Source organism: Hydrocarboniphaga effusa AP103 (assembly GCF_000271305.1).
In the GTDB taxonomy this organism is placed as follows: domain Bacteria; phylum Pseudomonadota; class Gammaproteobacteria; order Nevskiales; family Nevskiaceae; genus Hydrocarboniphaga; species Hydrocarboniphaga effusa.
In genome coordinates, this window is sequence record NZ_AKGD01000003.1 from 224505 (window position 1) to 249367 (window position 24863).

Genomic DNA, 24863 nt, shown 5'->3' on the forward strand with positions numbered 1-24863 from the left:
TTCGGCGAATCCCTCATCCGGCGCTTGGCGCCACCTTCTCCGGGGGGAGAAGGCAAAAAACTAGAACTGCTGCCCCGACAGCCCGCGGCTGTCCGGCCCCAGCAGCCAGAGCAGCTGCGGCACCACCTTTTCGGGAAAATCGACCGGCGTCAGCGATTCGCTCGCGTAGCCCTTGCCGCGCAGCAGCGTGCGCATCGGCCCCGGGTGCCAGCTGTTGAAGCGCAGCCCGCTCGCCGACTGCGCCTCGTTGCCGAGCTCGAGCGCCCAGGTCTTGAACATCGCCTCACCGGCCGCCTTGGTCACGCCGTAGGCGCCCTGGTAGGGCTTGGGCGCACGACCGGCGTCGTCGGTCACGAACACCACCGATGCATCCTTCGAGGCTCGCAGCATCGGCAGGCACAGGCGCGTCAGCGTGTACGGGGCGGTCAGGTTGATCTGCAGCGTATCGAGCCAGTCACGCGGGGGCAGGTCTTCGAGCCGGATGAAGCTCTTGAAATGCGCGGCCGCGTGGACGATGCCGTCGAGACGGCCGAAGGTCTGCTCGATGGTCTGCGCGAGGTTCTCGTACTCGGCCCAGGTCGCGGTCATGAAATTGAGCGGCACGATCGCGGGCTGCGGGCCGCCGGTGGCTTCGAGCTCGTCGTAGAGCTTCTCGAGCTTGGGCACGGTGCGGCCGACCAGGATGACGGTCGCGCCGAGTCGGGCGAGGGCGAGCGAGGTGGCCGAGCCGAGGCCGCCGGTAGCCCCGGTGACGAGGATCACGCGGTCGCGAAAACTGTCGGGCTGCGGCGTGAAGCCGGCCGGAATGGCGTTGATGGACAAAGAAAAATCCTTAGGAAAGTAGGGCGCCGAGCTCGGCCACGGTGGCGGCGATCGCATCCGCGCCCCAGCGTTCGATCGGCGTGCCGGGGCTGATGTAGCCCCAGCCCGCGGCGATGCTGCGCATGCCGGCGGCCTTGGCCGCCTCGATGTCGCGCAGGTCGTCGCCGACGTAGACCGTGCGCCCGGCGGCCGCGCCGGTGCGCTGCAGCGCGAGATTGATCGAATCCGGCGCGGGCTTGGGCGCGGGTACGTGATCGGCGCTGATGACGCAGGCGGCGCGAGCGTAGAGCTGGAGCTCGCGCATCAGCGGGTCGGTCAGAAAGCTCGGCTTGTTCGTCACCACGCCCCAGCGCCGGCCGCGCAGCTCCTGGGCCAGCAGCATCTGGGCGATGCCCGGAAACGGCGCCGAACGCTGGGTCAGCCGGGCGCGGTAGTAGGCCAGGAAGGCGTCGCGCCGAACCGGGAATTCCGGGTGATCGGGCGTCAGCTCGAGCGCGACCTTGAGCAGCCCGCGCGCGCCGGCCGAGGCCACCGGCCGATACAGCACGTCGGCGAGCGGCGGCAGGCCGAGGTCGGCGCGAACCTGGTTGGCGGCGCCGCCGAGGTCCGGCGCGGTGTCGACGAGCGTGCCGTCGAGGTCGAACAGCACGAGGTCGAGATCGGCGATCGGCTTCATCAGGCGGGCTTGCGACAGTGCAGCAGGTAGTTCACGTCGATGTCGTCGCCGACGGTGGCCGACTTCAGCAGCGGGTTGTAGCGCAGGCCGCGCAGTTCGACGGCGGTGAGTCCGGCTTCGCGGCTCCAGGTTTCGAGTTCGGACGGCTTGATGAACTTGGCGTAGTCGTGGGTGCCGCGCGGAATCAGCCCGGCGACGAGTTCGGCGCCGACGATGGCGAGCGCATAGGCCTTGGGGTTGCGGTTGATGGTCGAGAACACCACGTCGCCGCCCGGCTTCACGAGCGTGGCGACGGCGCGGATCACCGAGGCCGGATCGGGCACGTGCTCGAGCATCTCGAGGCAGCAGACCAGGTCGAAAGCGCCCGGCATTTCGGCGGCCAGCGCTTCGGCCGCGATGCAGCGGTAGTCGGCCTTCACGCCCGATTCGAGCCCATGCAGCCGGCCGATTTCGAGCGAGGCCTCGGCCATGTCGATGCCGAGCGCACTCGCACCCTTGGCGGCGAGCGCTTCGGTGAGGATGCCGGCGCCGCAGCCGACGTCGAGCGCGCGCTTGCCGCGCAGGCCGCCCGCGACGCGCTCGATGTAGCGCACGCGCGCCGGATTGATGTGATGCAGGGCGGCCATCTCGCCGCGCGGATCCCACCAGCGCGAGGCGAGGGCGGAAAAGCGGCGGATTTCGCCTTCGTCGACGTTGCTCATGCGGCTATTGTCCCAGATGACAAGGGTCGGATGCATGGAGTCTGGAGAGAGGGGCAGGGGTGAGGGAGTGCGGCTGGATCGGATTGGCTCCGTCATCGACCTGCGCTCCCTCACCGGCGCTTCGCGCCGCCCTCTTCCGCAAGCGGGAGAGGGCAAGGCGTTTCAAGGGCGAATGATGTCGCGCCACTCGCGCGCCTTCGCCAGCAGCTCGTCTTCGACGAGCGTCTGCAGGCGGCCTTCGCTGAGCAACGCGCGGCCCGCGACGTAGACGTGGTCGACCTGCCGGCTGTTGACCGCGTAGGCCAGGTGCGAGAGCACGTTGTAGAGCGGCTGCGTGTTGACCGCGCTCATGTCGACGGCGATGAAATCGGCCGCCTTGCCGGGCTTCAGCGAGCCGATGGTGTCGTCCCAGCCGAGCGCGCGGGCGCCGTTGATCGTCGCGAGTTCGAGCGCGGTCGCGGCGGGCAGGGCGCGCGCGTCGCCGGCGACGGCCTTGGCGAGCAGGCTCGCGGTACGCAGTTCGCCGAACAAGTCGAGGTCGTTGTTGCTCGCCGCGCCGTCGGTGCCGATGCCGACATTGGCGCCGGCCTCGATCAGCCGATGCACCGGACAGAAGCCGCTCGCGAGCTTGAGGTTGGATTCCGGGCAGTGCGCGATGTGCACCTTGTACTGGCCGGCCTCGGCGATCTCCTCGTCGGTCAGCTGGGTCATGTGCACGGCGATCAGGTCGGGCCCGAGCAGGTCGAGTTCCTTGAGCCGCTGCCAGGGCCGCTTGCCGCTCTGCGCGACGGCCATTTCGACTTCGCCGGCGGTCTCGTGCACGTGCATGTGGATGCCGATGCCGAGTTCGGTCGCGTACTGGCGAATCTGCCGCAGCGGTTCGTCCGACACCGTGTACGGCGCGTGCGGGGCGAACACGGTTTTCACGAGCGCTTGGTTGCGCAGCCTGTCGTGCAGATCGAGCCCCTTGTGGATGTATTCGCCGGGCTGCGCCCAGGCGGTCGGGAAGTCGATGACGATGAGCCCGACGGCCGTGCGCATGCCGGCCGCGATCGCGGCCTCGGCGGTGGCCTCGGGGAAGAAATACATGTCCGAGAACGTGGTCTGGCCGCCGCGGATCATCTCGGCCATCGCCAGCCGCACGCCGTCGCCGCAGAACGCACGGTTCATGTGCTGGCCCTCGGCCGGCCAGATGTGCTGCTGCAGCCAGTCCATCAGCGGCAGATCGTCCGCCAGACCGCGCATCAGGCTCATCGCCGAATGCGTGTGCAGGTTCACCAGGCCGGGCATCACCGCGTGCCCGGGCAGGTCGAGCAGTTGCCTCGCCTTGTATTTCAGCCGCGCCTCGTCGGCCGGCAGGATCGAAACGATGCGGCCGTCGTGCACCGCCAGCGCATGATCGAGCAGCACGCTGCCGGCGGGCTCGATCGGCACCAGGTAGCCCGGGAGGACGAGAAGGTCGATGGATTCGACTTGGCCGACGATGTCAGGCGATTGCATGAGGTTCACGGGCTCGGAGGTAGAATGCGCCCCCAAATTCTAGCGATTCTGGCGACTGGTCTTTTACGGCTGGGCGCGGGCATCCAAGCTTAGGAAAACTTCATGACCGCGAGCAGTTCCGCGACGGGCATCCGCCCGATCATCTGGGCCGACGACCATCTGAAGCTCATCGACCAGCGCGTGCTGCCGAACGAAGAGCGCTGGGTCGACTGCCGCAGCGCCGCTGAAGTCGCCGACGCCATCCACGGCATGGCGGTGCGCGGCGCGCCGGCCATCGGCATCGCCGCCGCCTATGGCTTGGTGCTCGACGCGCTCGCCGGCCGCGACTACGAAGCCGCCGATCGCGTGCTGATGGAATCGCGCCCGACTGCGGTGAACCTGCGCTGGGCGCTGCTGCGCATGCGCGAGCTCAAGAGCCAGGGCGCCGACGCGAAGGCGCTGCTCGCCGAGGCGATCCGCATTCACGAAGAAGACCTCGCGCAAAACCTCGCGATGGGCGAAGCCGGCGCCGCGCTGCTGCCGCCGAATGCGGTCGTCATCACCCATTGCAACACCGGCGCACTCGCCACCGGCGGCCACGGCACCGCGCTCGGCGTGATCCGCAGCGCCTGGGCGCGGGGCCGGCTCTCGCAGGTCTACAACGGCGAAACGCGTCCGTGGCTGCAAGGCGCGCGACTGACCGCCTGGGAACTGCTCTACGAAAAGATTCCGGCGCGCCTGATCGCCGATGGCGCGGCCGCGCATCTGATGCAGCGCGAGAAGATCGATTGGGTCATCGTCGGTGCCGATCGCATCGCCGTGAACGGCGACACCGCGAACAAGATCGGAACCTATGCGCTGGCGGTCGCGGCCAGGCACCACGGCGTCAAGTTCATGGTCGTCGCCCCGAGCGGAACCTTCGACCTCAATTGCCCGAACGGCGCGGCGATTCCGATCGAGGAGCGCCCGCCGAACGAACTCACCGAATTCCGCGGCAGCCGTATCGCGCCGGAAGCCATGCAGGCCTGGAACCCGGTGTTCGACGTCACGCCCGCGAGCCTGATCGACGCGATCGTCTGCGAACGCGGCGTGATCGAGCAGCCGACCGAGCAGAAGATACGGGCGCTGTTGGGGTGAGCCGAAGCCCCTCACCCGGCGCTGTCGCGCCACGCGGGAGAGGGGACTGCATGAGTCCGCTGCGACTGTGGTGGAAGTTCAGCTGTTGATGTCCTCTCTCCGGTGTGCGGGAGAGAGTCCCTCGCGTTAGCGAGGGGAGAGAGGGGTTTTGGTCGCGCGGCTGGCGACGTCAACTGTCAACCAAGAGCCCCGCAAACTTCCTCAACGCCGCTCCCGCGCATACGGGTTGTAGTTGCGCGGCAGCGCTTCGCGAACCTCCGCACGCCGGGCCGCCATGCGCGCCCGGTCCTGTTGCGACAGGCTGTCGAGGCGCAGGCCGGCGTCGAGCTGGGCCAGCGCGCCGCCGTAGTCGCCGCGGTAGTAGAGGTAGTTCGCCATCTCGTAGCTCGCGGTGCCGGTGTCCTTCATGTCGCGCGCAGCGTTCGACAGCAGCCGGTAGGTTTCCATGCGCGTGCCGAACGATTGCTCGGTCGACAGCAGCAGCTGGCGCGCTTCGGCCGGCTTGCCGGCCTGGATCAGCGCCGAGGCGTAGCCGAGGATGGCCGGCGTGCTGCGCGGATAAAGCTCCTGCGCCTTCTTGGCGAGGGCCAGGCCTTCGGCCTGCTGGCCCGCGTAGAGCTTGAGCTCGCTCATGAGCAGCAGCAGGTTGACCTGCTTCGGGTTGGCGTCGAGCACCGGCTTGAGCACCGCGATGCCGCCCGGAAAGTCGCCGCTCTCGCGCAGCGACAGCGCAAGCCCGTAACGGTTGCCGGGCGTATCGCGGCCGGCCTTGAGTTCGGCGGTGTAGAGATCGATGCCGTCGGCCGGGCGGCCGAAGGTCAGCACGCGGGCGCGCTCGCGCATGAGCCCGTATTCGTAGGAGTTCTCGACCTTGCGCGTCTTCATCGAGGCCGCGCGGGCGCGCGCCTCGGAGATGCGCACGGTGTTGACCGGGTGGGTCAGCAGAATGTCCGGCACGCCCGAGCCGTAAAGGCGCGACTGCTGGGCCAGGCGCTGGAAGAAGCTCGCCATGCCTTCGGGGTCGAAGCCGGCTTCGTGCATGGTCTGGATGCCGATGCGATCGGCCTCGAGCTCGTTGGCGCGCGTGAAGTTGACCTGCTTCTGGTACAGCGAGCCCTGGCCGACGGCCAGCGCGGCAAGGATCACGTCGGGGTTCGCCGAGCCGGCGATGATCGCGGCCAGCACCGCGGCCCAGGTGGCGAAGGTTCCGACGCCGCCCTGGTCGGCCTGCGAGCGCGCGATGTGGCGCTGGATCACGTGCGTGAGTTCGTGGCCCATGACGCCGGCGACTTCGCTCTCGGTGGAGCTTGCGATCAGCAGGCCGGCGTTGAAGCCGATGTAGCCGCCGGGCATCGCGAACGCGTTGATGCGCGGATCCTTGACGACGAAGAACTCGACGTGCGGCGGCTTCTGCGCGGCCGCGGCGACCAGCCGGTAGCCGATCGTAGTCAGGTAATCGGTGAGTTCGGTGTCTTCGAGAATGTATTCGTACTGATACAGCTGCGACATCACGCTCGCGCCGATCTGGGCTTCCTGCGTCGGCGACAACGCGGCGTCGGCCGGTTCGCCCATCTGCGGCAGGTTCAGCGGCGGCTGGGCTCCGCTGCCGAGGCCGTCCGAGGGCACCGTGTCGATTATTTGCGCCGAGGCTGCGATCGAAACGGTCAACGCCGCGGCCAGGCCGGCGGATACGAGAGAGGCAATGGGGCGCATGCGCTAGCGGTTCGGGGCGGCCTGGGGTCGGTGAGATCGGTGGGTCCACCGTCTCTTATGGTAACGCCGCTTGGAAACCGGACGGAGCCCGAAGTTCGGTTCGCTGCAAAACTACTTACGACGGCTCACGAACCGTTGCGCGCAGCGCCCGCCGCGAGCGCCGCGAGTTCGGCGCCGGTGATGCGGAACATCGTCCAGTCGTCCAGTGGGCGCGCCCCGAGCCGGCGGTAGAAGCCGATCGCCGGCTCGTTCCAGTCGAGCACCGACCATTCGAAGCGCCCGCAGCCGCGCGCCACCGCCAGCGCCGCGACGCTCGCCAGCAGCGCCTTGCCGATGCCCTGGCCGCGAAACGCCGGGCGCACGAACAGGTCTTCGAGGTAGATGCCGGGCTTGGCCAGGAAGGTCGAGTAATTCGGGAAGAACAGCGCGAAGCCGGCCGGTTCGCCGCCGGAACGGGCGACGAGCACCTCGGCGGCGGGGCGTTCACCGAACAGACTCGCGCGCAAGGCGGCTTCGGTGGCGCTGACCTGGTCGGAGAGTTGCTCGTAGTCGGCCAGCTCGCGGATCAGGGCCAGGATCAGCGGCACGTCGTGCGCGGTCGCGGGCGCGATGGTCAGCGCTGCCGGGCCGCTCATGCTTGCCCGGCCCCGAGCTTGCGGCCGATCGGCCGGCCCATCGTCAGTGGCAGCGCCGGACGCAGCTCGGCGGCCCATTCGAGCGTGCCGCGCGGCGCGAGCAGGATCACCGTCGAGCCCATGTTGAAGCGGCCCATTTCGGCTCCGCGTTCGAGCCTGACGGGCTGCGCCGGCTGGTAGCGCGAAACGGTGTTGCCGCGCCGGTGCGGCGGGGTGACCAGACCGGACCAGACGGTTTCGATGGAGCCGACGAAGAAGGCCCCGACCAGCACCATCGCGAACGGCCCCAGCTCGGTATCGAAGATCGCGACCACGCGCTCGTTGCGCGCGAACAGGCGCGGCATGGCGCGCGCGGTGGCCGGGTTGACGCTGAACAGCCGCCCGGGCACGTAGACCCATTCGCGCAGCGTGCCGGCCAGCGGCATGTGCAGGCGGTGGTAGTTGTTCGGGGCCAGATAGATCGTGCAGAACTCGCCGTTCTCGAACGGCTTGGCCAGGTCATCGCCACCGAGCAGTTCGGCCGCCGTATAGCCCTGGCCCTTGGCCTGGAAGATGCGCCCGCCCTCGATGGTGCCGAACTGGCTCACGGCCCCATCGACCGGCGAAATCAGGGCCGACGGGTCTTCGTGCAGCGGCCGCGCGCCGGGCTTGAGCGCGCGCGTGAAGAACTCGTTGAAGCTACCGAAGCGCTCCACCTGCTCGATCTCGGCCTCGGCCAGGCTGATGCGGAAACGCGACATGAAGAAGCGGATGAACGCGTTCTTGAATGCCGGGTTGCGGATCCGCGTGATCTTGAAGATCAGCCAGGACAGGAAGCGCGTCGGCAGCACGCGCTGCAAAGCGGAGAACAGCAGGTCGCCGGTGCTGGCGTCGGTTGCGGCCATGATGGGAGCGGTGCCTTGAGTCGAAGCGGAGTCGGGAGGCTTAGTTGGAGCCGGGCGGCTGGTACTTGAGCACCTGCGGCGGGCGCACCGGGAACTTCACCACCGCGCTGGTGGTGTCGCAGCGCAGCTCGATCAGACTTTCGTCGCCACTCGCGAGCGGGCGCGAGGCCTGCATGAGCATCAGGTGATAGCTGCCCGGTTCGAGCCGCACGACCTGGCCGGGGTCGAGCGTCAGGGTCTCGACATGGCGCATGCGCGCCTGGCCGGCTTCGAGCGAGCTCAGGTGCAGCTCCACGCTGGCGAAATCCGGGCTGCTCGCGCCGGTGATCGTCAGCGGCGTCGTGCCCTTGTTGGAGAGTTGCGCGAAGCCGACCCTGGTCATCGCGCCCGGAGGCGCTTCGCGGATCCACGGGTCTTCGATTTTGAGGTTGGCGCAATTGGCCCAGGCGGCGGCCGGCAAGCCCAGTGCGAGCAGCGCGATCGAGGCGCGCCGGGTCGTGGTCATGATCATGTTGAGGAGCAGGGTCATGGCGAGCCTCCGGTGATGACTTTGGTCAGGTCGCGCGTGAGCGCGTCGATGCGGTGCGGAGGCAGGAAATATCCGGCCACCTGCGCCTGCGGATTGATCAGCACCAGCGCGGCCGAATGATCCATCGTGTAGGTCTCCGGCGTGCTGCCGGGCACCTTGGCGTAGACCAGGCTCAGGCTGCGCGTGAGCGAATCGAGATTATTGCCGCTGCCGGTCGCGCCGATGAATTCCGGGCTGAAGTAATGCGTGTAGAGGCCGAGCTTCTCGGGCGTGTCGCGCTCCGGATCCACCGAAACGAACACCACCTGCAGCGGGACCTTGGCTTCGTCGAGCTGGGCCTTGACCGCTTTGAGCACGGCGAGCGTGTTCGGACAGACGTCCGGGCAATAGGTGAAGCCGGTGAAGATCAGGCTCCACTGGCCCTTGAGCCGCGACTCGTCGAAGGCCTTGCCGCTGCTGTCGACGAGCTGGAACGGGGCGATCGTGCGCGGTTTTTCGAGCAGCGTGCCGGATTCGATTTCGACGGTGCGCGGGGCGAACGCGAACTGCGCCGCCACCAGGCCTGCCACGGCGGCCACCGCCGCGACCACGCCGATCAAGATGGATTTGGAAGCCGACATGAGGATCCTGAGTCGAGAAGCTGCGTCATCCCCGGTGGCTGCGGGCGCGTGGCCGTCGGGAACAGTTTAAAATTGCGGACTTACCCACCGTCCGTGACCTCTTTTGTCCGCCGATTATTCCATAGCGATGGTGCCCGCATGAGCCAGACCTCCGTTGGCGACGAGACGATCGCGCTCGAAACGGTGCGCGATCTCGTGCGCTGGGGCGCCAGCGAGTTCGCCCGACAAGGCCTGATTTTCGGCCACGGCACCGACAACGCGCTCGACGAGTCGTTTCACCTCGTGCTGCATGCGCTCAAGCTGCCGGCCGATCTGCCCACTCTGTATCTCGAATCGCGCGTCACCGCGAGCGAACGCGCCAGCGTCGTCGAGCTGCTGCGCAAGCGCGTCGAAACGCGCCAGCCGGCGGCCTATCTGATCGGCGAGATCCAGTTCTGCGGCCTGCCGTTCTACGTCGACGAGCGCGTGCTGGTGCCGCGTTCGCCGATCGCCGAACTCATCGAGGCCCAGTTCGAACCCTGGGTCACGCAGACGCCGACGCGCATCCTCGACCTTTGCACGGGCAGCGGCTGCATCGGCATCGCCTGCGCGGCGGCGATCGAGGACGCCGAGGTCGATCTCGTCGACATCGACGCGGGTGCGCTCGAAGTTGCCCAGCGCAATATCGACCGCCACGGACTCGGCGATCGCGTCAAGGCGATACGCTCCGACCTGTTCGCCGGTCTCGGCAAGCGCCAGTACGAGCTCATCGTCAGCAACCCGCCGTACGTGCCGACCGCCGAATGGCAGGCGCTGGGCCGCGAATTCCACCAGGAACCCAAGCTCGCGCTCGAAGCGGGCAGCGACGGCATGGACATCGTCGAGCGCATCCTGCGCGAGGCGCCGAAATACCTGTCGGCCAAGGGCCTGCTGATCTGCGAAGTCGGCGGCTCGGTGCCCGAGTTCGAAGCGCGCTGGCCCGACATTCCGGTGAGCTGGCCCGATTTCGAACGCGGCGGCGACGGCGTGTTCGCGATCTCCAGGGCCGACCTCGTCGGCTGGCTCAAGGGCCGCTGAGCGCGGATAAGGCCTTATGTATCAGCCGCGCCACTTCGAGGTTCGTGACCGTGAGGCGATGCTCGCGCTCGTTGCCGCGTATCCGCTGGCGACGCTGGTGATGTCCACGGACGATGGGCTGCAAGCCAATCACGTTCCGCTGTACGTACACATCGGCGAAGCCGGCGATCTGCAGCTGCACGGACACGTTGCGCGTGCCAATCCCCTGTGGCGCGATGGGCGTGCCGATCGCGAAGTGCTGGCCGTGTTCAATGGCCCGCAGGCCTACGTCACGCCGAGCTGGTATCCGAGCAAGCGCGAGCACGGCAAAGCGGTTCCGACCTGGAATTACAGCGTCGTTCATGCACACGGCTCGCTACGCGTGCACGACGACAGGCACTGGCTGCGCGCACAGGTCGATGAACTCACGAAGCGTCACGAACGAGCGCGCGATCCGGCCTGGTCGATCGACGACGCGCCGGCCGATTATCTCGACGCCATGCTGGGTGCCATCGTCGGCATCGAGCTGCGCGTGAGCCGGCTCGAAGGCAAGTTCAAGCTCAGCCAGAACCAACCGGCCGCCAACAAGGCCGGTGTGTTGGCCGGCCTGTCCGCCGAGGCCGCACCCCAAGCACGAGCCGTCGCCGACGCCATGCGCTCGATCACCCTGAATTCAACCTTGTCGTAGCCGAGATTGCGATGTCCGGAAACACGTTTGGCAAGTTGTTCTGCGTCACCAGCTTCGGCGAAAGCCACGGCCCTGCGATCGGCTGCGTCGTCGACGGCTGCCCGCCGGGGCTCGAACTGTCCGAAGCCGACATCCAGCCCGATCTCGATCGGCGCAAGCCCGGAACGAGCAAATACGTCACCCAGCGCAAGGAAGAGGACAAGGTCCGCATCCTGTCGGGTGTGTTCGAGGGCAGGACCACCGGCACGCCGATCGCGCTGCTGATCGAGAACACCGACCAGCGCAGCTACGACTACGCCAAGATTTCGCAGGTGTTCCGCCCGAATCACGCCGACTACGCCTATATCCAGAAGTACGGCATTCGCGATCATCGCGGCGGCGGGCGCAGCTCGGCGCGCGAGACCGCGGTGCGCGTGGCGGCTGGCGCCATCGCCAAGAAGCTGCTGCGCGAGAAGTTCGGCATCCGGGTGCGCGGCTATCTGTCGCAGATGGGCGATATCGAGATCGCGTTCAAGTCCTGGGACGAGATCGACCGGAACGCCTTCTTCGCGCCCGATGCCTCGCGCGTGCCGGAGCTCGAAGCGCTCATCGATACGCTGCGCAGCGAAGGCGATTCGATCGGTGCGCGCATCGAAGTGGTCGCGACCAACGTGCCGCCGGGCCTCGGCGAACCCGTGTTCGATCGGCTCGACGCCGATCTCGCGCACGCGCTCATGGGCATCAACGCGGTCAAGGGCGTCGAGATCGGGGATGGCATGAAGGTGGCCGCGATGCGCGGCACCGAGCATCGCGACGAGATGACGCCCGACGGCTTTCTGTCGAATCACTCGGGCGGCGTCGCTGGCGGCATCAGCACCGGCCAGGACATCGTCTGCGCGATCGCGATCAAGCCCACGTCGAGCATCACCACGCCGGGCAAGTCGATCGACAGCGAGGGCAAGGCCGTGGACATGCGCACGACCGGCCGGCACGACCCCTGCGTGGGCGTGCGCGCCACACCGATCGCCGAAGCGATGGTCGCGCTCGTGCTGGTCGATCACTGGCTGCGCAATCGTGCCCAGTGCGGCGACGTGGTGCCGGAAACGCCCCGCATCACCGGCTGATCGGAGCTCCACCCGAAACCGGCGAATCGACGACAGTGGCGGCGCGGCGAGGCCGCCGCTTCGAACCCGCCTTCAGCAGCGCGAACTCTGCGCCGAAAGCTCCGGACTGGTTCATGCCGTGCGGGCTTCAGGCGTACTGGCCGTCGGATCGCGGCGACTCCGCCTCGACGCCGAGGCCGGGCGGCAGACAGCTCTGTTCGATCGTGTCCTGAGGGTCTTCCGAGTTGCGCCGCGCGCTGGAGACTGTTGCAGTAGCCCGACGATCAAGGGACAAAACCTCGGGAGGGTTGCATGTCCGAATGGCATTTGCGCCCCGGCCGCCTGCGGCTGCGGGAACTGCGGCATCTGCTCAATGGCCAGGCGCGGCTGTCGATCGAGGCGGACGCCTGGGACGCCGTCGAAGCGTCCGCCTCGGCCGTGCAGGTGGCGGTCGCGCGCGGTGAGCCGGCGTACGGCATCAATACCGGCTTCGGCAAGCTCGCCAAGACCCACATCGCGGCCGACCAGCTTCGGCAGCTGCAGACCAACCTGGTGCGCTCGCATGCGGTCGGCACCGGTCCGCTGCTCGACGACGAGACCGTGCGGCTCATGCTCGTGCTCAAGGCCGCGAGCCTCGCGCGCGGCGCCTCGGGCGTGCGCAGGCTGGTCATCGAATCGCTGCTCGCGCTGTGCAACGCGGGCGTGCTGCCCTGCGTTCCGGCCAAGGGCTCGGTCGGCGCCTCGGGCGATCTGGCGCCGCTCGCGCACATGACGCTGGCGCTGATGGGCGAGGGCGAGGTGCGCGTCAACGGCGTGATCGGGCCGGCAGGCCAGGCTTTGCAGCGCGCCGGCATCAGCCCCTTGCAGCTCGAAGCCAAGGAAGGGCTCGCGCTGCTCAACGGAACCCAGGCGTCGACCGCGCTTGCGCTGCGCGGCCTGCTCGAAGCCGAAGACCTGTTCGCCGCCGCGGTGGTCGCCGGCTCCGTTTCGGTCGATGCGGCGCGCGGCTCCGATGCGCCGTTCGACGAGCGCATCCATCTCGTGCGCGGCCAGCCCGGGCAGATCGCGGTGGCGGCGGCGTATCGACGCCTGCTCGAAGGCAGCCAGATCCGGCGGTCGCACCTGGTCAACGACGATCGCGTGCAGGACCCGTACAGCCTGCGCTGCCAGCCGCAGGTCATGGGCGCCTGCCTCGATCTGCTGCACAACGCGGCGCGCACACTGACCATCGAGGCCAACGCGGTCAGCGACAACCCGCTGGTGTTCGTCAATGGCGCGGACTCCGAAGTGCTTTCGGGCGGCAACTTCCACGCCGAGCCGGTCGCGCTCGCGGCCGACACGCTGGCGCTCGCGATCGCCGAGATCGGGGCCTTGTCCGAGCGTCGCATCGCCCTGCTGATCGACGCGAGCCTGTCGGGCCTGCCACCGTTTCTCGTGCGCGAGCCCGGCCTGAACTCGGGCTTCATGATGGCGCACGTGACCGCCGCGGCGCTGGCGTCCGAGAACAAATCGCTCGCGCATCCGGCCAGCGTCGACAGCCTGCCGACTTCGGCGAACCAGGAGGATCACGTCAGCATGGCGACCTTCGCCGCAAGACGGCTGCTGGAGATGGCGGCGAACACGCGCGACATCGTCGGCATCGAGCTGCTCGCGGCCGTGCAGGGCATCGATCTCCACGCGCCGCTGCAAACCTCCGAGCCCCTGCAGCACGTGCGTGAAGCGGTCCGCGAGCGCGTCGCCTTCTACGATCGCGATCGCTACTTCGCTCCGGATATCGCGGCCGTGCGCGGCTTGCTGCTCGAGGAGGCGCTGACGCCGATGGTGTCGGAACTGCTGCCGAGCTGGGCGCCGGCCTGAGGCCCGCGGCGCTGCGGCCTCAGTGGAAGTCGCGGGAAAGCGACGGAATCTCGGACAGCAGGTAACTCACGTCGCGGAACTTCTCGACCATGACGTGGATGACGCCGCTGGTCGACTGCACTTCGCCGGTCACCACAGCGACGCGCGCGCCGAGCACTTCGGCGCGATGGTTCTCGACGAACTGCGGCCGCAGGATCAGGTTCACGCTGCCGGTTTCGTCTTCGATGGTCATGAACATCACGCCCTTGGCGGTCGGCGGCCGCTGGCGAAACATCACCATGCCGGCGACGCGCAGCTTGCTGCGGTCCTTGGCGTCGACGACATCCTTGGCGGTGCTCACCTTGCGCGTGCTCAGGCGCTCGCGCAGCAAGGCCAGCGGATGCTGGCGCAACGAAAGGCCCAGGCTGCGGTAGTCGTCGAGCACGTCTTCGCCGGGTGTCGGCGCGCGCAGATCGCCGGCGCCTTCGAGCTGCCGGTCCATGTGCAGCGCGGTATCGGTTTGATGCGCGGCGACGTTCCAGCGCGCCGCGTGACGATGACCACTGAGGCTTTCGAGCGCGCCGGCATTGGCGAGCACGAGCAGCTCGCGACGCGAAAGACCGGCCCTGCGCGCGAGATCGTCGGTGTTCTTGAACGCGCCCAGCCGGCGTGCGTCGGCGATGGAGGAGCTGGAAGTTTCCGACAGGCCTTCCACCTGCAGCAGGCCGAGCCGCAATGCGGGATGTTCGCTGCCTTCGACGCGTTCGAGCGTGCATTCGTAATGGCTGTGCTGCACGTCGACGGCGCGCACCTCGACGCCCGAACGCCGCGCTTCGGCAACCAGCATCGATGGCGGATAAAAACCCATCGGCTGGCTGTTGAGCAGCGAGCCGATGAAGGCCGCCGGGTGATGACACTTGAGATACGAGGACGCGTACGCGAGCAGCGCGAAGCTCGCCGAATGCGATTCGGGAAAGCCGTAGGAGCCGAAGCCGAGGATGCGTTGGTAGATTTCCTCCGCGAACTCGCGCGTGTACTGGCCCTGCCTGTTATTGAGCATGCCGTTGATGAGCTTCTCCTTGAGATGCTCGAGTCCGCCATGGCGCTTCCAGGCCGCCATCGAGCGGCGCATCTGATCGGCTTCTCCGGGCGTGAACTGCGCCGCGGTGATCGCGATCTGCATGACCTGCTCTTGAAAGATCGGCACGCCCAGCGTGCGCTGCAGAATGCCGTGCAGTTGCGACGGGTAGTAGCGATCGAAGTCGTTTTCAGGCGGCAGGCCCTGTTCCTTGCGCTGGCGCTGCTCCGCGCGCCGCTGCAGATACGGATGCACCATGCCGCCGGTGATCGGACCGGGGCGCACGATCGCGATCTGGATCACCAGATCATAAAAACTTTCCGGCAGCAGACGAGGCAGCATGCTTTGCTGCGCGCGCGATTCGATTTGAAACACGCCGATCGTCTTCGCCTGCCGGATCATCTCGTAGGTCGGCTCGTCGTCGCGCGGAATGTTCGCGACCGTGTAGCGCTTCGCCGGATCGAAGCCTTCGACGAGATCGAAGCATTTGCGCAGCGCCGTGAGCATGCCGAGCGCGAGTACGTCGACCTTGAGCAGGCCCAGCGATTCGAGATCGTCCTTGTCCCATTGAATGACCTGCCGGCCTGGCATCGCCGCGTTCTCGATCGGCACGAGCTCATCGAGCGGGCGCTGCGAAATCACGAAGCCGCCGACGTGCTGCGACAGGTGGCGCGGAAAGCCGGTGAGTTCCGAAGTCAGCCTGAGCCAATGCTGCAGGCGCGTTGCTTCGGGATCGAAGCCTTGTTCGACGAGGCGATTCGCGAGCTCTTCCTTCTTGTCCCACCAGGCCAGCGCCTTGCTGACGCGATCGATGTCCTCGGGCTCCATGCCGAGCGCGCGGCCGACATCGCGCAAGGCCGAACGCGTGCGATAGCTGATGACAGTCGCCGCAAGCGCACAGCGATGGCGTCCGTACTTTTTGAACACGTACTGGATGATTTCTTCGCGTCGCTCGTGCTCGAAATCGACATCGATGTCGGGTGGCTCGTTGCGCTCCTTCGACAGGAAGCGTTCGAACAGCAGCTGCTCTTCGGCCGGATTGACCGAGGTCACGCCCAGCGCATAGCAGACCGCCGAATTCGCCGCGCTGCCGCGACCCTGGCACAGAATGCCGCGCGCGTTGGCCTCGCGAACGATGTCCTCGACCGTCAGGAAGAAAGCTTCGTACTGCAGCTCGGCGATCAGCGCGAGCTCCTTGTCGATCTGATCGCGCACGGCGCGTGAGGCGCCCTGCGGCCAGCGTCGGCGCATGCCCCGTTCGGTCAGTGCGCGCAGATAGGACGTCGCGTCGTGGCCTTGCGGCACGAGTTCGGAGGGGTAGTCGTATCTGATCTGCTTGAGATCGAAGCGGCAGCGCCCGGCGATGCGCAGCGTCTCGTTGAGCATCGCCCGCGGATACAGCGTCAAAAGCTCGTCGAGGCTGCGCAAGCGCCGCTCCGCGTTCGGCAGCAGCGCCTTGCCGCATTCGGACACCGGCTTGCCGATGCGAACGGCGGTCAGCACGTCGTGCAGCATCTTGCGCGCGCGATCGTGGAACAGCACGCCGCCGGCGGCGACGCAACCTAGCCCGCTTGCTTGCGCCAGTTGCTGGCGATGCGCGAGCAGGGCTGCGTCGTCGGGGCCGCGATGCAGCTCGACGGCGAGCCAGGTTTGCGTGGTGCGCTCCGCGAGCCAGTGTCCGTGCTCGTTCGTGCTGTGCTCGTCGGCGAGCCAGAGCGCGAGGCAGCGATCGAGCGCATCGCAATCGCGCCGATGCAGTTCGTAGCGGCCCTTGGGCTGCGTTTGCCGGCCGCGCGTGATGAGCCGGCTGATCTGCGAATAGGCTTCGATATCGGGCGCGAGCAGCACGAACGACGGGCCGTCGCGCAAATGAAATTCGGCCCCGACGATCAGCGCGGGCTCCGGCGGCCATTGGCGATGCAGTTCATCGAGCGTGGAGGGAGTCGCTTCGCTGATGGCTTTTTCGCGTTGTTCCACGTAGGACCTGATCGCGTCGCGTGCCCGCACGATGCCGGCGAGCGAGCACTCGTCGGTGATCGCGATCGCCGCATAGCCGAGCCTGGCCGCGCGCGTGACGAGCTCATCCGCATGCGAGGCGCCGCGCTGAAAGCTGAAATTGCTCAGGCAGTGCAGTTCGGCATAGGCGGCGGGCGGGCTCATGACGCTATTGTCCGCCAGCCCGTTGCATCCGTGTGGCATGCGAAGCCGTATGATCGCGCGTCTTCAACACGTCGTCGGCCAGGCCGTCGACATCGACCGAGGTTCGCCATGGCTGTTTCCGCAATGTTGGGTGTGCGCCGCATCGCCGCGGCGGTTCTGCTGACCGGCTGCGTCGCGCTGCCGGCCTGGGCCAGCCTCGACATCGGCGCCGCCGCGCCGGATTTCACGACCGAGGCGTCGTTGAACGGCCAGCTGTTCACGTTCTCGCTTGCCGATGCGCTCAAGCAGGGGCCGGTGGTGGTGTATTTCTACCCGGCGGCGTTCACCAAGGGCTGCAACATCGAGGCGCGCAAGTTCGCCGAGGCGATCGACCAGTTCAAGGCGCTCGGAGCGCAGGTGATCGGGGTTTCGAAGGACAACATCGAGACGCTGCACAAGTTCGCGGCGAGCCCGAGCGAATGCAACGGCAAGTTCGCGGTGGCGGCCGACCCCGGGCTCAAGATCGCGGAGAGTTACGACGCGACCTTGCTGGTGTACCCGGGGCATGCGGATCGCACGTCGTATGTGATCACGCCGGATGGGAAGGTGCTGTATGCCTATTCGGCCTTGAGTCCGGACAAGCATGTCGAGAATACCTTGAAGGCCTTGCGGGAGTGGAAGGCGGCGCAGACGCGGGGGTGATTCGGTTGCGGGGCTTTTATTGCTGCTGCTGCAGCTGAGCGCTGAGGGTTTTGGCCTTCCCGGCCGGGGGTTACTTTCTTTTCTTTTTGCTCCCCGGCCGGGGGTTACTCACACTGCTTGGACTAGGCACACTGCCGAAGAGCGCTCCCTCACCCGGCGCTGACGCGCCACCCTCTCCCGCGCGCGGGAGAGGGGACAGCAAGCCGCAGCTGCGATCTGTTTTTGCTTTGCCGTTTGCCTTCCCGGCTTCCCTTGTGACGCATCGAGCATCGCCCGGCGAGGTCAAAAGTTCTTGGCGAAGAGCTGGCTCATCGCGAAGCTAACGAACACCGATCTCGCCCCCGGCATCACCAAACTCCAAGCCCTGCAAATACCACTTCCCATCGCGCCGATCCTGATAAACCCACAGGCTTTCACCATCGGCACCGGCGCTGCGGTAGTAATCGCGCTCCACCGGATCACCATCCCACCATCCGCCACTGATGCGCTCGGGCGCCGCCAATGGCGTACGCGGCGTCCACGGACGCGGATGCCGCAGCAGCCATAAGGGTCTCGGCGGCAAGGCATTCGCAGCGGCCGGTTTGAGCGATCCGTCCGGCGACCAGGCCCGCTCGGGCCGATGATCGTCGGCCAGCCCGGGCTGCCAGATCGCGGTATCGCCCAGGCGTGCGCGCAGCCGGTCGATCAGCCCGTTCCAGGCTTCGCCTCCACTGCTTTCGTCATCGTCGAACAAGCCGGCCTGCGGCGGCGCGAGCGCGGCGAAGCGGTCGGCGCTCAGGCGCAGTTCGGTGGCGGCGGCGCTCGGACCGCGTGCGGTCCAGCGTTCGCGCAACAGGCGGTGGAAGATGGCCGCGCTCTGCGTCGGCGCGGTGGTGCGCAGCACGAAGCGTTCGCCTTCGCTGCGTCGGCGCGCGAGCGTCAGCGTGAGCTGGCTCGTAGTGACCTGGCGGGCGCGCAAATAGGCCTCGAATTCGTCGAACAGCCGGCGCAGCGGAAACAGCAGGGCCTGCCAGTCGTCGATCTCGGCATCGAGGTCGAAGCGGCGCCGGTAACGTGCCGGCGGCACGAACCACGGACGCGGATCGGGCAACTGGCCGAACAGGCGCTGCAGGGCGCGCGGGAACTCCTGGCCCAGACGCGCCGCGAGCGCGGAAGCGCCGTGGCGACGCACGTCGGCGAGCGTCTGGTGGCCCGAGCCGGCGAGCACCGATTCGGCGGCCAGCGGCCAGCGCAGCATCGGGATCGGCAGCGGCGACAACTGCCGCGTCCAGTCGCCATCGCCATCGCCATCGCCATCGTCGTCATCGGTGATCGGCGCAAGCCCGGCGCGTGCGGCGACCGCGGCGGCTTCGAAGCTCGGCGCGATGCCGATGCGCGTGCTGTAAGGCAGCGGCGCGAGCAGCGCTTGCGCCCGAGCCATCAGCCCGTCGATGCCACCGAACAGTTTCAGGCTCGGGCCGACATCGACGCTGACCGCGAGCCAGGGCGTGTCGAACAGCCCGCGCGGGGCTTCGCTGACGATGGCGATGCGATCGCCGAGCCCGTAGGCGGCGAAGGCCACGGCCTGCAGCGCCGCGGCTTCGGCCGCGGGGTCGCGCGGCAGTACGCGCAGATCGGGAAAGCGCGCCTGCACGCTGCCGAGCGCTTCGCCGAGGCCGATGCGCGCCTGCGTGCCGCCGACCACCCAGCGCCGCGAGCCGTGCTGGGCGTAGACGACGCTGCGGCTCGCGTCCGCGTTCAAGGCTTCGAGCGGCAGCTGCGGCAGCTGGATGCAAAGCCAGAGGCTCATGCGGCCTGCCCGGCGAGCTTGAGACTCTGGCCGCTGCGTCCGCCGCGGGCCTTGAGGATGTCGATGCGCGGTCCGCCGGCTTCGGGCCGCAGGCCCAGGCGCAGGGCCGAGACCGAAGGCTGCTGGTGCGCACCGGGCGGACGCAGCAACAGGCCCAGCGGACCGCTGCCGGCCTGCTCGGCCGCGAGCTGCAGACGGCGCTGGACGCGCTCGTCGGCCGCCTCGCACCAGCCCACCACGGCGCCGAGCGCGCTGCTGCGCAGCAGCTGTTCGATGGCCCAGACGCCGTCGGCGGCCGACTCGGGCTGCACGATCCAGCAGCACTCGAGCGCGATGCCCGCGCCGGCGAGCGCGGGTGCATACGGCAGATGCGGCGGGGCGACCAGGGCGATGCGCTTTCCGGCCTGGCTCAGGCGCACGAGTGCCGGCAGCAGCAGTTTCCATTCACCGACGCCCGGCCGCGGCAGCAGGATTTCGCTGATCGCCCCGCGCGGCCAGCCGCCGCCGGGAAGCAGCGCATCGAGCGCCGCATGGCCGGTGGGCTCGGCCGAGATGCGCTGCGCCTTGTGTCCGAGCCAGAGGTCGGAGCGCTGCAGCAGGCTGTCGGGAAGCGGACGCAGGGGCACGGCAGAGAGACGGACGGCGACCGCGAAGGGTCATGGACGGATACGGTAGCGCCGCCGGCGCGCGGCGCAAACCGAGGCATACGCAGCTTCGGCGGAAGTGTCGGAATCGCTTCGGAAATTAGTTCGGAGTCGAGCCGAAGTGCTTGATCCGGCTCGCGTTTGTGATTTTTTGTTGGAAAGCGTCCGAAAAATCCGGGAGGGCTGGCTTGCGGCGCGTAGGGCCTGCGCTTGCCGTCGCACCGCCAGCTTGTTGACGCCCGCCCATCACCCGGCGGCGACAACACTTCGTCACCTTCGCCGCGGTGACAAAAAACCGCTGCTGAAGGGCGGCGAATCGCCCGCCAAGCCCTGGAACGGCGGTTGCACCTGCCGCCCGCCCGAAGGAATCGGTCCTTCGTGGCGGACACAACGGGTGTTGCCACGCGTATGAAGATCAAACGATTCCAGGCCACCACCATGCGCGAGGCGATGCGCCTGGTGCGCGAGGAGCAGGGGGGCGATGCGGTCATCCTGTCGAGTCGCCGCGTGCCGGGCGGCGTCGAGGTGGTGGCGGCGACCGATTACGACGCCGCGCTCATGCACAGCGCCGCGCGCCAGCGCAGCCAGGCCAGCCCCGACGGCGATCCGCCGCCGCCCGCGACGCAGGCGGTTCCGCCGGCGCTGCGCCCGAAGACGCAAGTCGTGGCCTCGCACCTCACCCCGCAGGCCTCGCACGCCGAAAGCCAGCCGCCGGCGATGCAGGCCGAGGCGCAGGCTCCGGCGCCGCAGAACTCCCCTGCCACCGCGATGGCGGCCGCCGCCGGCATCGAAGCCGCCGAGCAGCTCAACCGCGAAATCCAGACGCTGCGCTCGCTGCTCGAAGAGCAGCTCGCCGGCCTGCGCTGGGGCGACATGCAGAAGCATCGCCCGCGTCAGGCCGCCGCGCTGCGCGCGCTCGCCAACCTCGGGCTCGAACCTGAGCTCGCGCGCTCGATCGCCGAAGAACTGCCCGAAGGCTCCGACCCGGAGCGCGCCCGCTTCCTGCCGCTGGGCCTGCTGTCGCGCCGGCTCGCGGTCGATGCGAGCGATCCGGTCATGCAGGGCGGGCTGATCGCGCTCGTCGGCCCGACCGGCGTCGGCAAGACCACCACCATCGCCAAGCTCGCGGCGCGCTATGCGAGCGAGCACGGCGTGCGCGAGATCGCGCTCGTCACCACCGACCAATACCGCATCGGCGCTCAGGAGCAGCTGTTCACGTATGGCCGCCTGCTCGGCGTGCCGGTGCATGCGGTGACGGCGCAGGACACGCTGGCCGCGGTGCTGGCGCGCGTGGCCGATCGCGGCCTGGTGCTGATCGACACCGCCGGGCTTTCGCAGCGCGACAAGGCGCTCGCCGCGCAGAGCCAGCAGCTGAAGATGGCCGGGCGCGGGCTCAAGAGCTGGCTGGTGCTCGCCGCCAATGCGCAGCCCGGCGCGCAGCACGACATCGTCGAGCGCTTCGGCGGGCTGACGCTCGACGGCTGCGTGCTGACCAAGATCGACGAGGCGCACCGGCTCGGTGGCGCGCTGTCGGTGACGATGCGCCACGGCCTGCGCGTGAACTATCTCGCCAACGGCCAGCGCGTTCCCGAAGACCTGCTGCCGGCACGCGCCGACCGCCTGGTGCTGCACGCCACCCAGCTCGCTCGCCAGAGCGAGGCCCCGGTGGACGAATCCTTCCTCATCTCCAGCTTCAGCCAGACGGCGCAGGCCCATGCCCTCTAACTTTCATGATGCCCCCGCTCACGATGCACAAGACCAGGCCGCGGGATTGCGGCGACTGCGTCCCCTCAAACCGGTGCAGGTGCTGGCCGTCACCAGCGGCAAGGGCGGCGTCGGCAAGACCAACGTTTCGGTGAACCTGTCGATGGCCATGTCGATGGCCGGCAAGAGAGTGGTGCTGCTCGATGGCGACCTCGGCCTTGCGAACGTCGACGTCATGCTCGGCCTGCAGCCGAGCTACAACCTCGCCAACGTGCTCGCCGGCGAATGCACGCTCGACGACACCCTGGTCGAAGCCGCGCACGGCCTCTGCGTGGTGCCGGCCTCGAGCGGCAAGCGCCACATGGCCGAGCTGTCGCCGCTGCAGCACGCGGGCATCGTGCAGGCGTTCTCGGAGCTGCGCCGTCCGCTCGATGTGCTCGTCGTCGACACCGCGGCCGGCATCGCCGATTCGGTGATCACGCTGAGCCAGGCGAGCCAGCAGGTGATCGTGGTGGTGACGCAGGATCCGTCGTCGATCACCGATGCCTACGCGCTGATCAAGGTGCTCAACAAGGGCCATGGCGTGCAGCGTGTGCAGGTGCTCGCGAACATGGTCGCCAACGATGCCGAGGCGCGCGAAATCTTCGAAAGCCTGCGCCGCGTCGCCGAGCGCTTTCTCGACATCACGCTGAGCTATCTGGGCTCGGTGCCGCAGGACGAATGGCTGCGCCGCGCGGTTCGCCGCCAGCGCGCCGTCGTCGATGTGTATCCCAACTGTCCGTCGTCCGCGGCGTTTCACCAGCTTGCCAAGAAGGCGCTGACGTGGAGCTCGCCGACCGGCGCGCGCGGCAATCTCGAATTCTTCGTCGAACGTCTCGTTCAAAGGAGCGCGGGATGAGTCTCGCCACCGCCTACACCAGCATGAAGCCCGCGCGTGATGCCTCGGCCGAAGCCGCGCTTTTGCAGCAGCACGCGGACCTGGTCAAGCGCATCGCGTATCACGTCGCGGCGCGGCTGCCGCCGAGCGTCGACATCGACGATCTGATCCAGGCCGGCGTGATCGGGCTCATCGAAGCCTCGCGTCACTACAACGGCGAGCGCGGCGCTTCGTTCGAAACCTACGCGGGCATTCGCATCCGCGGGGCGATGATGGACGAGCTGCGCCGTGGCGACTGGGCGCCGCGCTCGGTGCATCGCCGCCATCGCGAAATCTCCGGCGCGATGAAGCAGATCGAACAGCGCGAAGGCCGCGAGGCGCGCGAGGACGAAATCATCGCCGCCCTGAACCTGACGCCCGAGGCGTATCGGGCCGCGATCCAGGACGCCGTGCAATGCCAGGTGCTCTCGCTCGACGAGCCGCCCGATGGCAGCGACGACCCGTTCGAAGCGCCCGATCCGAATTCGTCGCCACTCGAAGCCATCGAGCGCGACGAATTCCACAGCCGTCTCGCGCAGGCGATCGCCGCACTGCCCGAGCGCGAACGCCTGGTGTTGTCGCTGTACTACGACGAAGAGCTCAACCTGCGCGAAATCGGCGCGGTACTCGACGTCACCGAAAGCCGCGTCTGCCAGATCCACGGCCAGGCTCTGCTGCGCGTGCGCTCGCAGCTGCAGGAATGGGCCGGCGCTTCGGCTGCGATGCCGCTCAAGAAGGCCGGGCGTCCGCGCAAGAACGCGGCCGTCGGCGTCTCGGCCCGCGCCGCCTGATGTTTGCGATGGTTGCCGTAGCCGTCATTCCCGCCAAAGCGGGAATCCCGTTCGGCGCCAGCCGCACGAAGAAAAGCCTGGATTCCCGCCTTCGCGGGCATGACAAAACTCTCTGAAGAAAGCACCTGCCATGGACAAGAACGCCAAGATTCTCATCGTCGACGACTACTCCACGATGCGCCGCATCGTGAAGAATCTGTTGCACGACCTGGGCTACACCAACACCAGCGAGGCCGACGACGGCCGCACTGCCTGGCCGATGCTGCAGGCCGGCGATTTCGAGTTCGTGGTCACCGACTGGAACATGCCGGGCATGACCGGCATCGATCTGCTGCGCGCCATCCGCGGTGACGCGCGGCTCGCCAAGCTGCCGGTGCTGATGGTCACCGCCGAAGCGCAGCGCGATCAGATCATCGAGGCGGCGCAGGCCGGCGTGAACGGCTACATCATCAAACCGTTCACCGCGGTCACGCTCAAAGAGAAGATCGACAAGATCTTCCAGCGCGCCGCCGCTGCGGCCTGAGCCTGGCGATGAGTGCGAACGATCAGACGCGGGCCGCCGTCGAGCTCGCAGCCGGGCTGCGCGCGGCGCTCGCCGCGCTCGAAGCCGGCGACGAAGAAGCCGCGCGTGCCTTGCTGAGCGAGTTGCATCGGGCGGAGCGGCATCCGCTCGCCCAGGGCGTGGTGCGACTCGCGCACGAAGTCAGCGCCGCGATGCGCGAGCTCGACCTCGACAGCCGTATCGCCGGGCTCGCCCAGGGCGAGATCAAGGACGCCTGCACGCATCTCGATCACGTGGTGCGCATGACGGAGGACGCAGCGCATCGCACGCTCGATCTCGTCGAAGACAGCCGGCGCATCGTCAACGATCTGCACGAGGCCGGCGGCGCGCCGGTGGCCGATGCGGTGGAGCGCCTGCGCAGCAATCTGCTGTCGCTCGCGCTCGCGCAGGAATATCAGGATTTGTCGGGCCAGCTGATCCGCCGCGTGATCGCGCTCGTGCGGCAGGTCGAGAGCGCGCTGATCGATCTGGTTCGCGTGGCAGGGCCGATGCTCGCGTCGGCCGGCGAGGCCGATCTAAAGAATGGCGCTCGGCGGCCGATAGAGACGCATCAGCCTTCGCTCCCGTCTGAGTCGAGATTCGATCTCAAGGGGCCGGCGGCGGCGAACGCGGCGAGCCAGCAGGATGCCGATGCCTTGCTCGCGGATCTCGGCTTCTGACTCGGCGGCGACGCACACGGCTATACAGGCGATACGGGCGAC

At 68.0% G+C, this 24863-nt stretch carries 23 protein-coding genes; 11 read left to right on the top strand and 12 right to left on the bottom strand.

Features of this window, described 5'->3' with window-relative positions; genetic code table 11:
- Window positions 1-60: 60 nt before the first annotated feature.
- The 4 genes from WQQ_RS17475 to WQQ_RS17490 form a co-directional block, all read right to left on the bottom strand.
- Window positions 61-822 carry an SDR family NAD(P)-dependent oxidoreductase gene (locus tag WQQ_RS17475; protein WP_007186565.1) on the bottom strand — a complete coding sequence of 254 codons (762 nt, stop codon included), beginning with the start codon at window positions 820-822 and terminating at the stop codon, window positions 61-63.
- 10 nt (window positions 823-832) lie between these two features.
- Window positions 833-1498: an HAD family hydrolase gene (locus WQQ_RS17480; RefSeq protein WP_007186566.1), complete on the bottom strand. Its 666-nt coding sequence runs from the start codon at window positions 1496-1498 to the stop codon at window positions 833-835.
- On the bottom strand, window positions 1498-2199 hold the full coding sequence (gene ubiG / locus WQQ_RS17485) for a bifunctional 2-polyprenyl-6-hydroxyphenol methylase/3-demethylubiquinol 3-O-methyltransferase UbiG (protein ID WP_007186567.1): 702 nt from the start codon (window positions 2197-2199) through the stop codon (window positions 1498-1500). The genes WQQ_RS17480 and ubiG overlap by 1 nt, the downstream gene beginning before the upstream one ends.
- Before the next feature lie 162 nt (window positions 2200-2361).
- Window positions 2362-3699 (bottom strand): TRZ/ATZ family hydrolase, encoded by a 1338-nt coding sequence (locus WQQ_RS17490; protein WP_040454971.1) that lies wholly within the window; start codon window positions 3697-3699, stop codon window positions 2362-2364.
- A gap of 102 nt (window positions 3700-3801) precedes the next feature.
- Here WQQ_RS17490 and mtnA point away from each other — a divergent pair, with 102 nt between their 5' ends.
- A complete protein-coding gene (gene mtnA / locus WQQ_RS17495; protein ID WP_007186570.1) occupies window positions 3802-4815 on the top strand; it encodes an S-methyl-5-thioribose-1-phosphate isomerase in 1014 nt (337 codons plus the stop codon).
- Window positions 4816-5016: 201 nt separating this feature from the next.
- On the opposite strand, the gene WQQ_RS17500 is transcribed toward mtnA, so the two are convergent.
- From WQQ_RS17500 to WQQ_RS17520, 5 genes are all read right to left on the bottom strand, one after another.
- Window positions 5017-6528, bottom strand: coding sequence for a M48 family metalloprotease (locus WQQ_RS17500; protein WP_007186571.1), 1512 nt, complete (start codon window positions 6526-6528; stop codon window positions 5017-5019).
- Between the two features lie 125 nt (window positions 6529-6653).
- Complete coding sequence (locus tag WQQ_RS17505; RefSeq protein ID WP_007186572.1) at window positions 6654-7163, bottom strand: GNAT family N-acetyltransferase; 510 nt, start codon at window positions 7161-7163, stop codon at window positions 6654-6656.
- Window positions 7160-8047, bottom strand: coding sequence for an archaetidylserine decarboxylase (asd, locus tag WQQ_RS17510; RefSeq protein ID WP_007186573.1), 888 nt, complete (start codon window positions 8045-8047; stop codon window positions 7160-7162). The genes WQQ_RS17505 and asd overlap by 4 nt, the downstream gene beginning before the upstream one ends.
- A 40-nt stretch (window positions 8048-8087) precedes the next feature.
- Window positions 8088-8576 carry a copper chaperone PCu(A)C gene (locus tag WQQ_RS17515; RefSeq protein ID WP_007186574.1) on the bottom strand — a complete coding sequence of 163 codons (489 nt, stop codon included), beginning with the start codon at window positions 8574-8576 and terminating at the stop codon, window positions 8088-8090.
- Window positions 8573-9196, bottom strand: a complete 624-nt coding sequence (locus tag WQQ_RS17520) for an SCO family protein (RefSeq protein ID WP_007186575.1) — start codon at window positions 9194-9196, stop codon at window positions 8573-8575. Before WQQ_RS17520 ends, WQQ_RS17515 begins: the two co-directional genes overlap by 4 nt.
- Before the next feature lie 138 nt (window positions 9197-9334).
- On the opposite strand from WQQ_RS17520, the gene prmB reads away from it, so the two are divergent.
- From prmB to hutH, 4 genes are all read left to right on the top strand, one after another.
- The gene (prmB, locus tag WQQ_RS17525; protein WP_007186576.1) at window positions 9335-10252 is read left to right on the top strand and encodes a 50S ribosomal protein L3 N(5)-glutamine methyltransferase; all 918 of its coding nucleotides are present in this window, start codon (window positions 9335-9337) and stop codon (window positions 10250-10252) included.
- Between the two features lie 16 nt (window positions 10253-10268).
- Complete coding sequence (locus WQQ_RS17530; RefSeq protein ID WP_007186577.1) at window positions 10269-10919, top strand: FMN-binding negative transcriptional regulator; 651 nt, start codon at window positions 10269-10271, stop codon at window positions 10917-10919.
- A gap of 11 nt (window positions 10920-10930) precedes the next feature.
- Window positions 10931-12022, top strand: coding sequence for a chorismate synthase (gene aroC, locus WQQ_RS17535; protein ID WP_007186578.1), 1092 nt, complete (start codon window positions 10931-10933; stop codon window positions 12020-12022).
- 291 nt (window positions 12023-12313) lie between these two features.
- On the top strand, window positions 12314-13858 hold the full coding sequence (hutH, locus tag WQQ_RS17540; RefSeq protein ID WP_007186581.1) for a histidine ammonia-lyase: 1545 nt from the start codon (window positions 12314-12316) through the stop codon (window positions 13856-13858).
- Between the two features lie 19 nt (window positions 13859-13877).
- On the opposite strand, the gene WQQ_RS17545 is transcribed toward hutH, so the two are convergent.
- A complete protein-coding gene (locus WQQ_RS17545) occupies window positions 13878-17075 on the bottom strand; it encodes an error-prone DNA polymerase (RefSeq protein WP_007186582.1) in 3198 nt (1065 codons plus the stop codon).
- A gap of 108 nt (window positions 17076-17183) precedes the next feature.
- Between WQQ_RS17545 and WQQ_RS17550 the strand changes: the two genes are divergently transcribed.
- Window positions 17184-17756, top strand: coding sequence for a peroxiredoxin (locus WQQ_RS17550; RefSeq protein WP_007186583.1), 573 nt, complete (start codon window positions 17184-17186; stop codon window positions 17754-17756).
- Window positions 17757-18075: 319 nt separating this feature from the next.
- Here the strand turns inward: WQQ_RS17550 and WQQ_RS23250 are convergent, their stop codons facing one another.
- Complete coding sequence (locus WQQ_RS23250; protein WP_007186584.1) at window positions 18076-19545, bottom strand: Y-family DNA polymerase; 1470 nt, start codon at window positions 19543-19545, stop codon at window positions 18076-18078.
- Window positions 19542-20171 carry a translesion DNA synthesis-associated protein ImuA gene (imuA, locus tag WQQ_RS17560; RefSeq protein ID WP_007186585.1) on the bottom strand — a complete coding sequence of 210 codons (630 nt, stop codon included), beginning with the start codon at window positions 20169-20171 and terminating at the stop codon, window positions 19542-19544. Before imuA ends, WQQ_RS23250 begins: the two co-directional genes overlap by 4 nt.
- Before the next feature lie 426 nt (window positions 20172-20597).
- Here imuA and flhF point away from each other — a divergent pair, with 426 nt between their 5' ends.
- From flhF to WQQ_RS17585, 5 genes are all read left to right on the top strand, one after another.
- On the top strand, window positions 20598-21914 hold the full coding sequence (gene flhF / locus WQQ_RS17565; protein ID WP_007186586.1) for a flagellar biosynthesis GTPase FlhF: 1317 nt from the start codon (window positions 20598-20600) through the stop codon (window positions 21912-21914).
- Window positions 21904-22791 (top strand): MinD/ParA family protein, encoded by an 888-nt coding sequence (locus WQQ_RS17570; protein ID WP_040454804.1) that lies wholly within the window; start codon window positions 21904-21906, stop codon window positions 22789-22791. The genes flhF and WQQ_RS17570 overlap by 11 nt, the downstream gene beginning before the upstream one ends.
- Complete coding sequence (locus WQQ_RS17575; protein WP_007186588.1) at window positions 22788-23600, top strand: RNA polymerase sigma factor FliA; 813 nt, start codon at window positions 22788-22790, stop codon at window positions 23598-23600. Before WQQ_RS17570 ends, WQQ_RS17575 begins: the two co-directional genes overlap by 4 nt.
- Before the next feature lie 130 nt (window positions 23601-23730).
- Complete coding sequence (locus tag WQQ_RS17580) at window positions 23731-24123, top strand: chemotaxis response regulator CheY (protein ID WP_007186589.1); 393 nt, start codon at window positions 23731-23733, stop codon at window positions 24121-24123.
- 8 nt (window positions 24124-24131) lie between these two features.
- On the top strand, window positions 24132-24821 hold the full coding sequence (locus WQQ_RS17585) for a protein phosphatase CheZ (RefSeq protein WP_007186590.1): 690 nt from the start codon (window positions 24132-24134) through the stop codon (window positions 24819-24821).
- Window positions 24822-24863 lie beyond the last annotated feature (42 nt).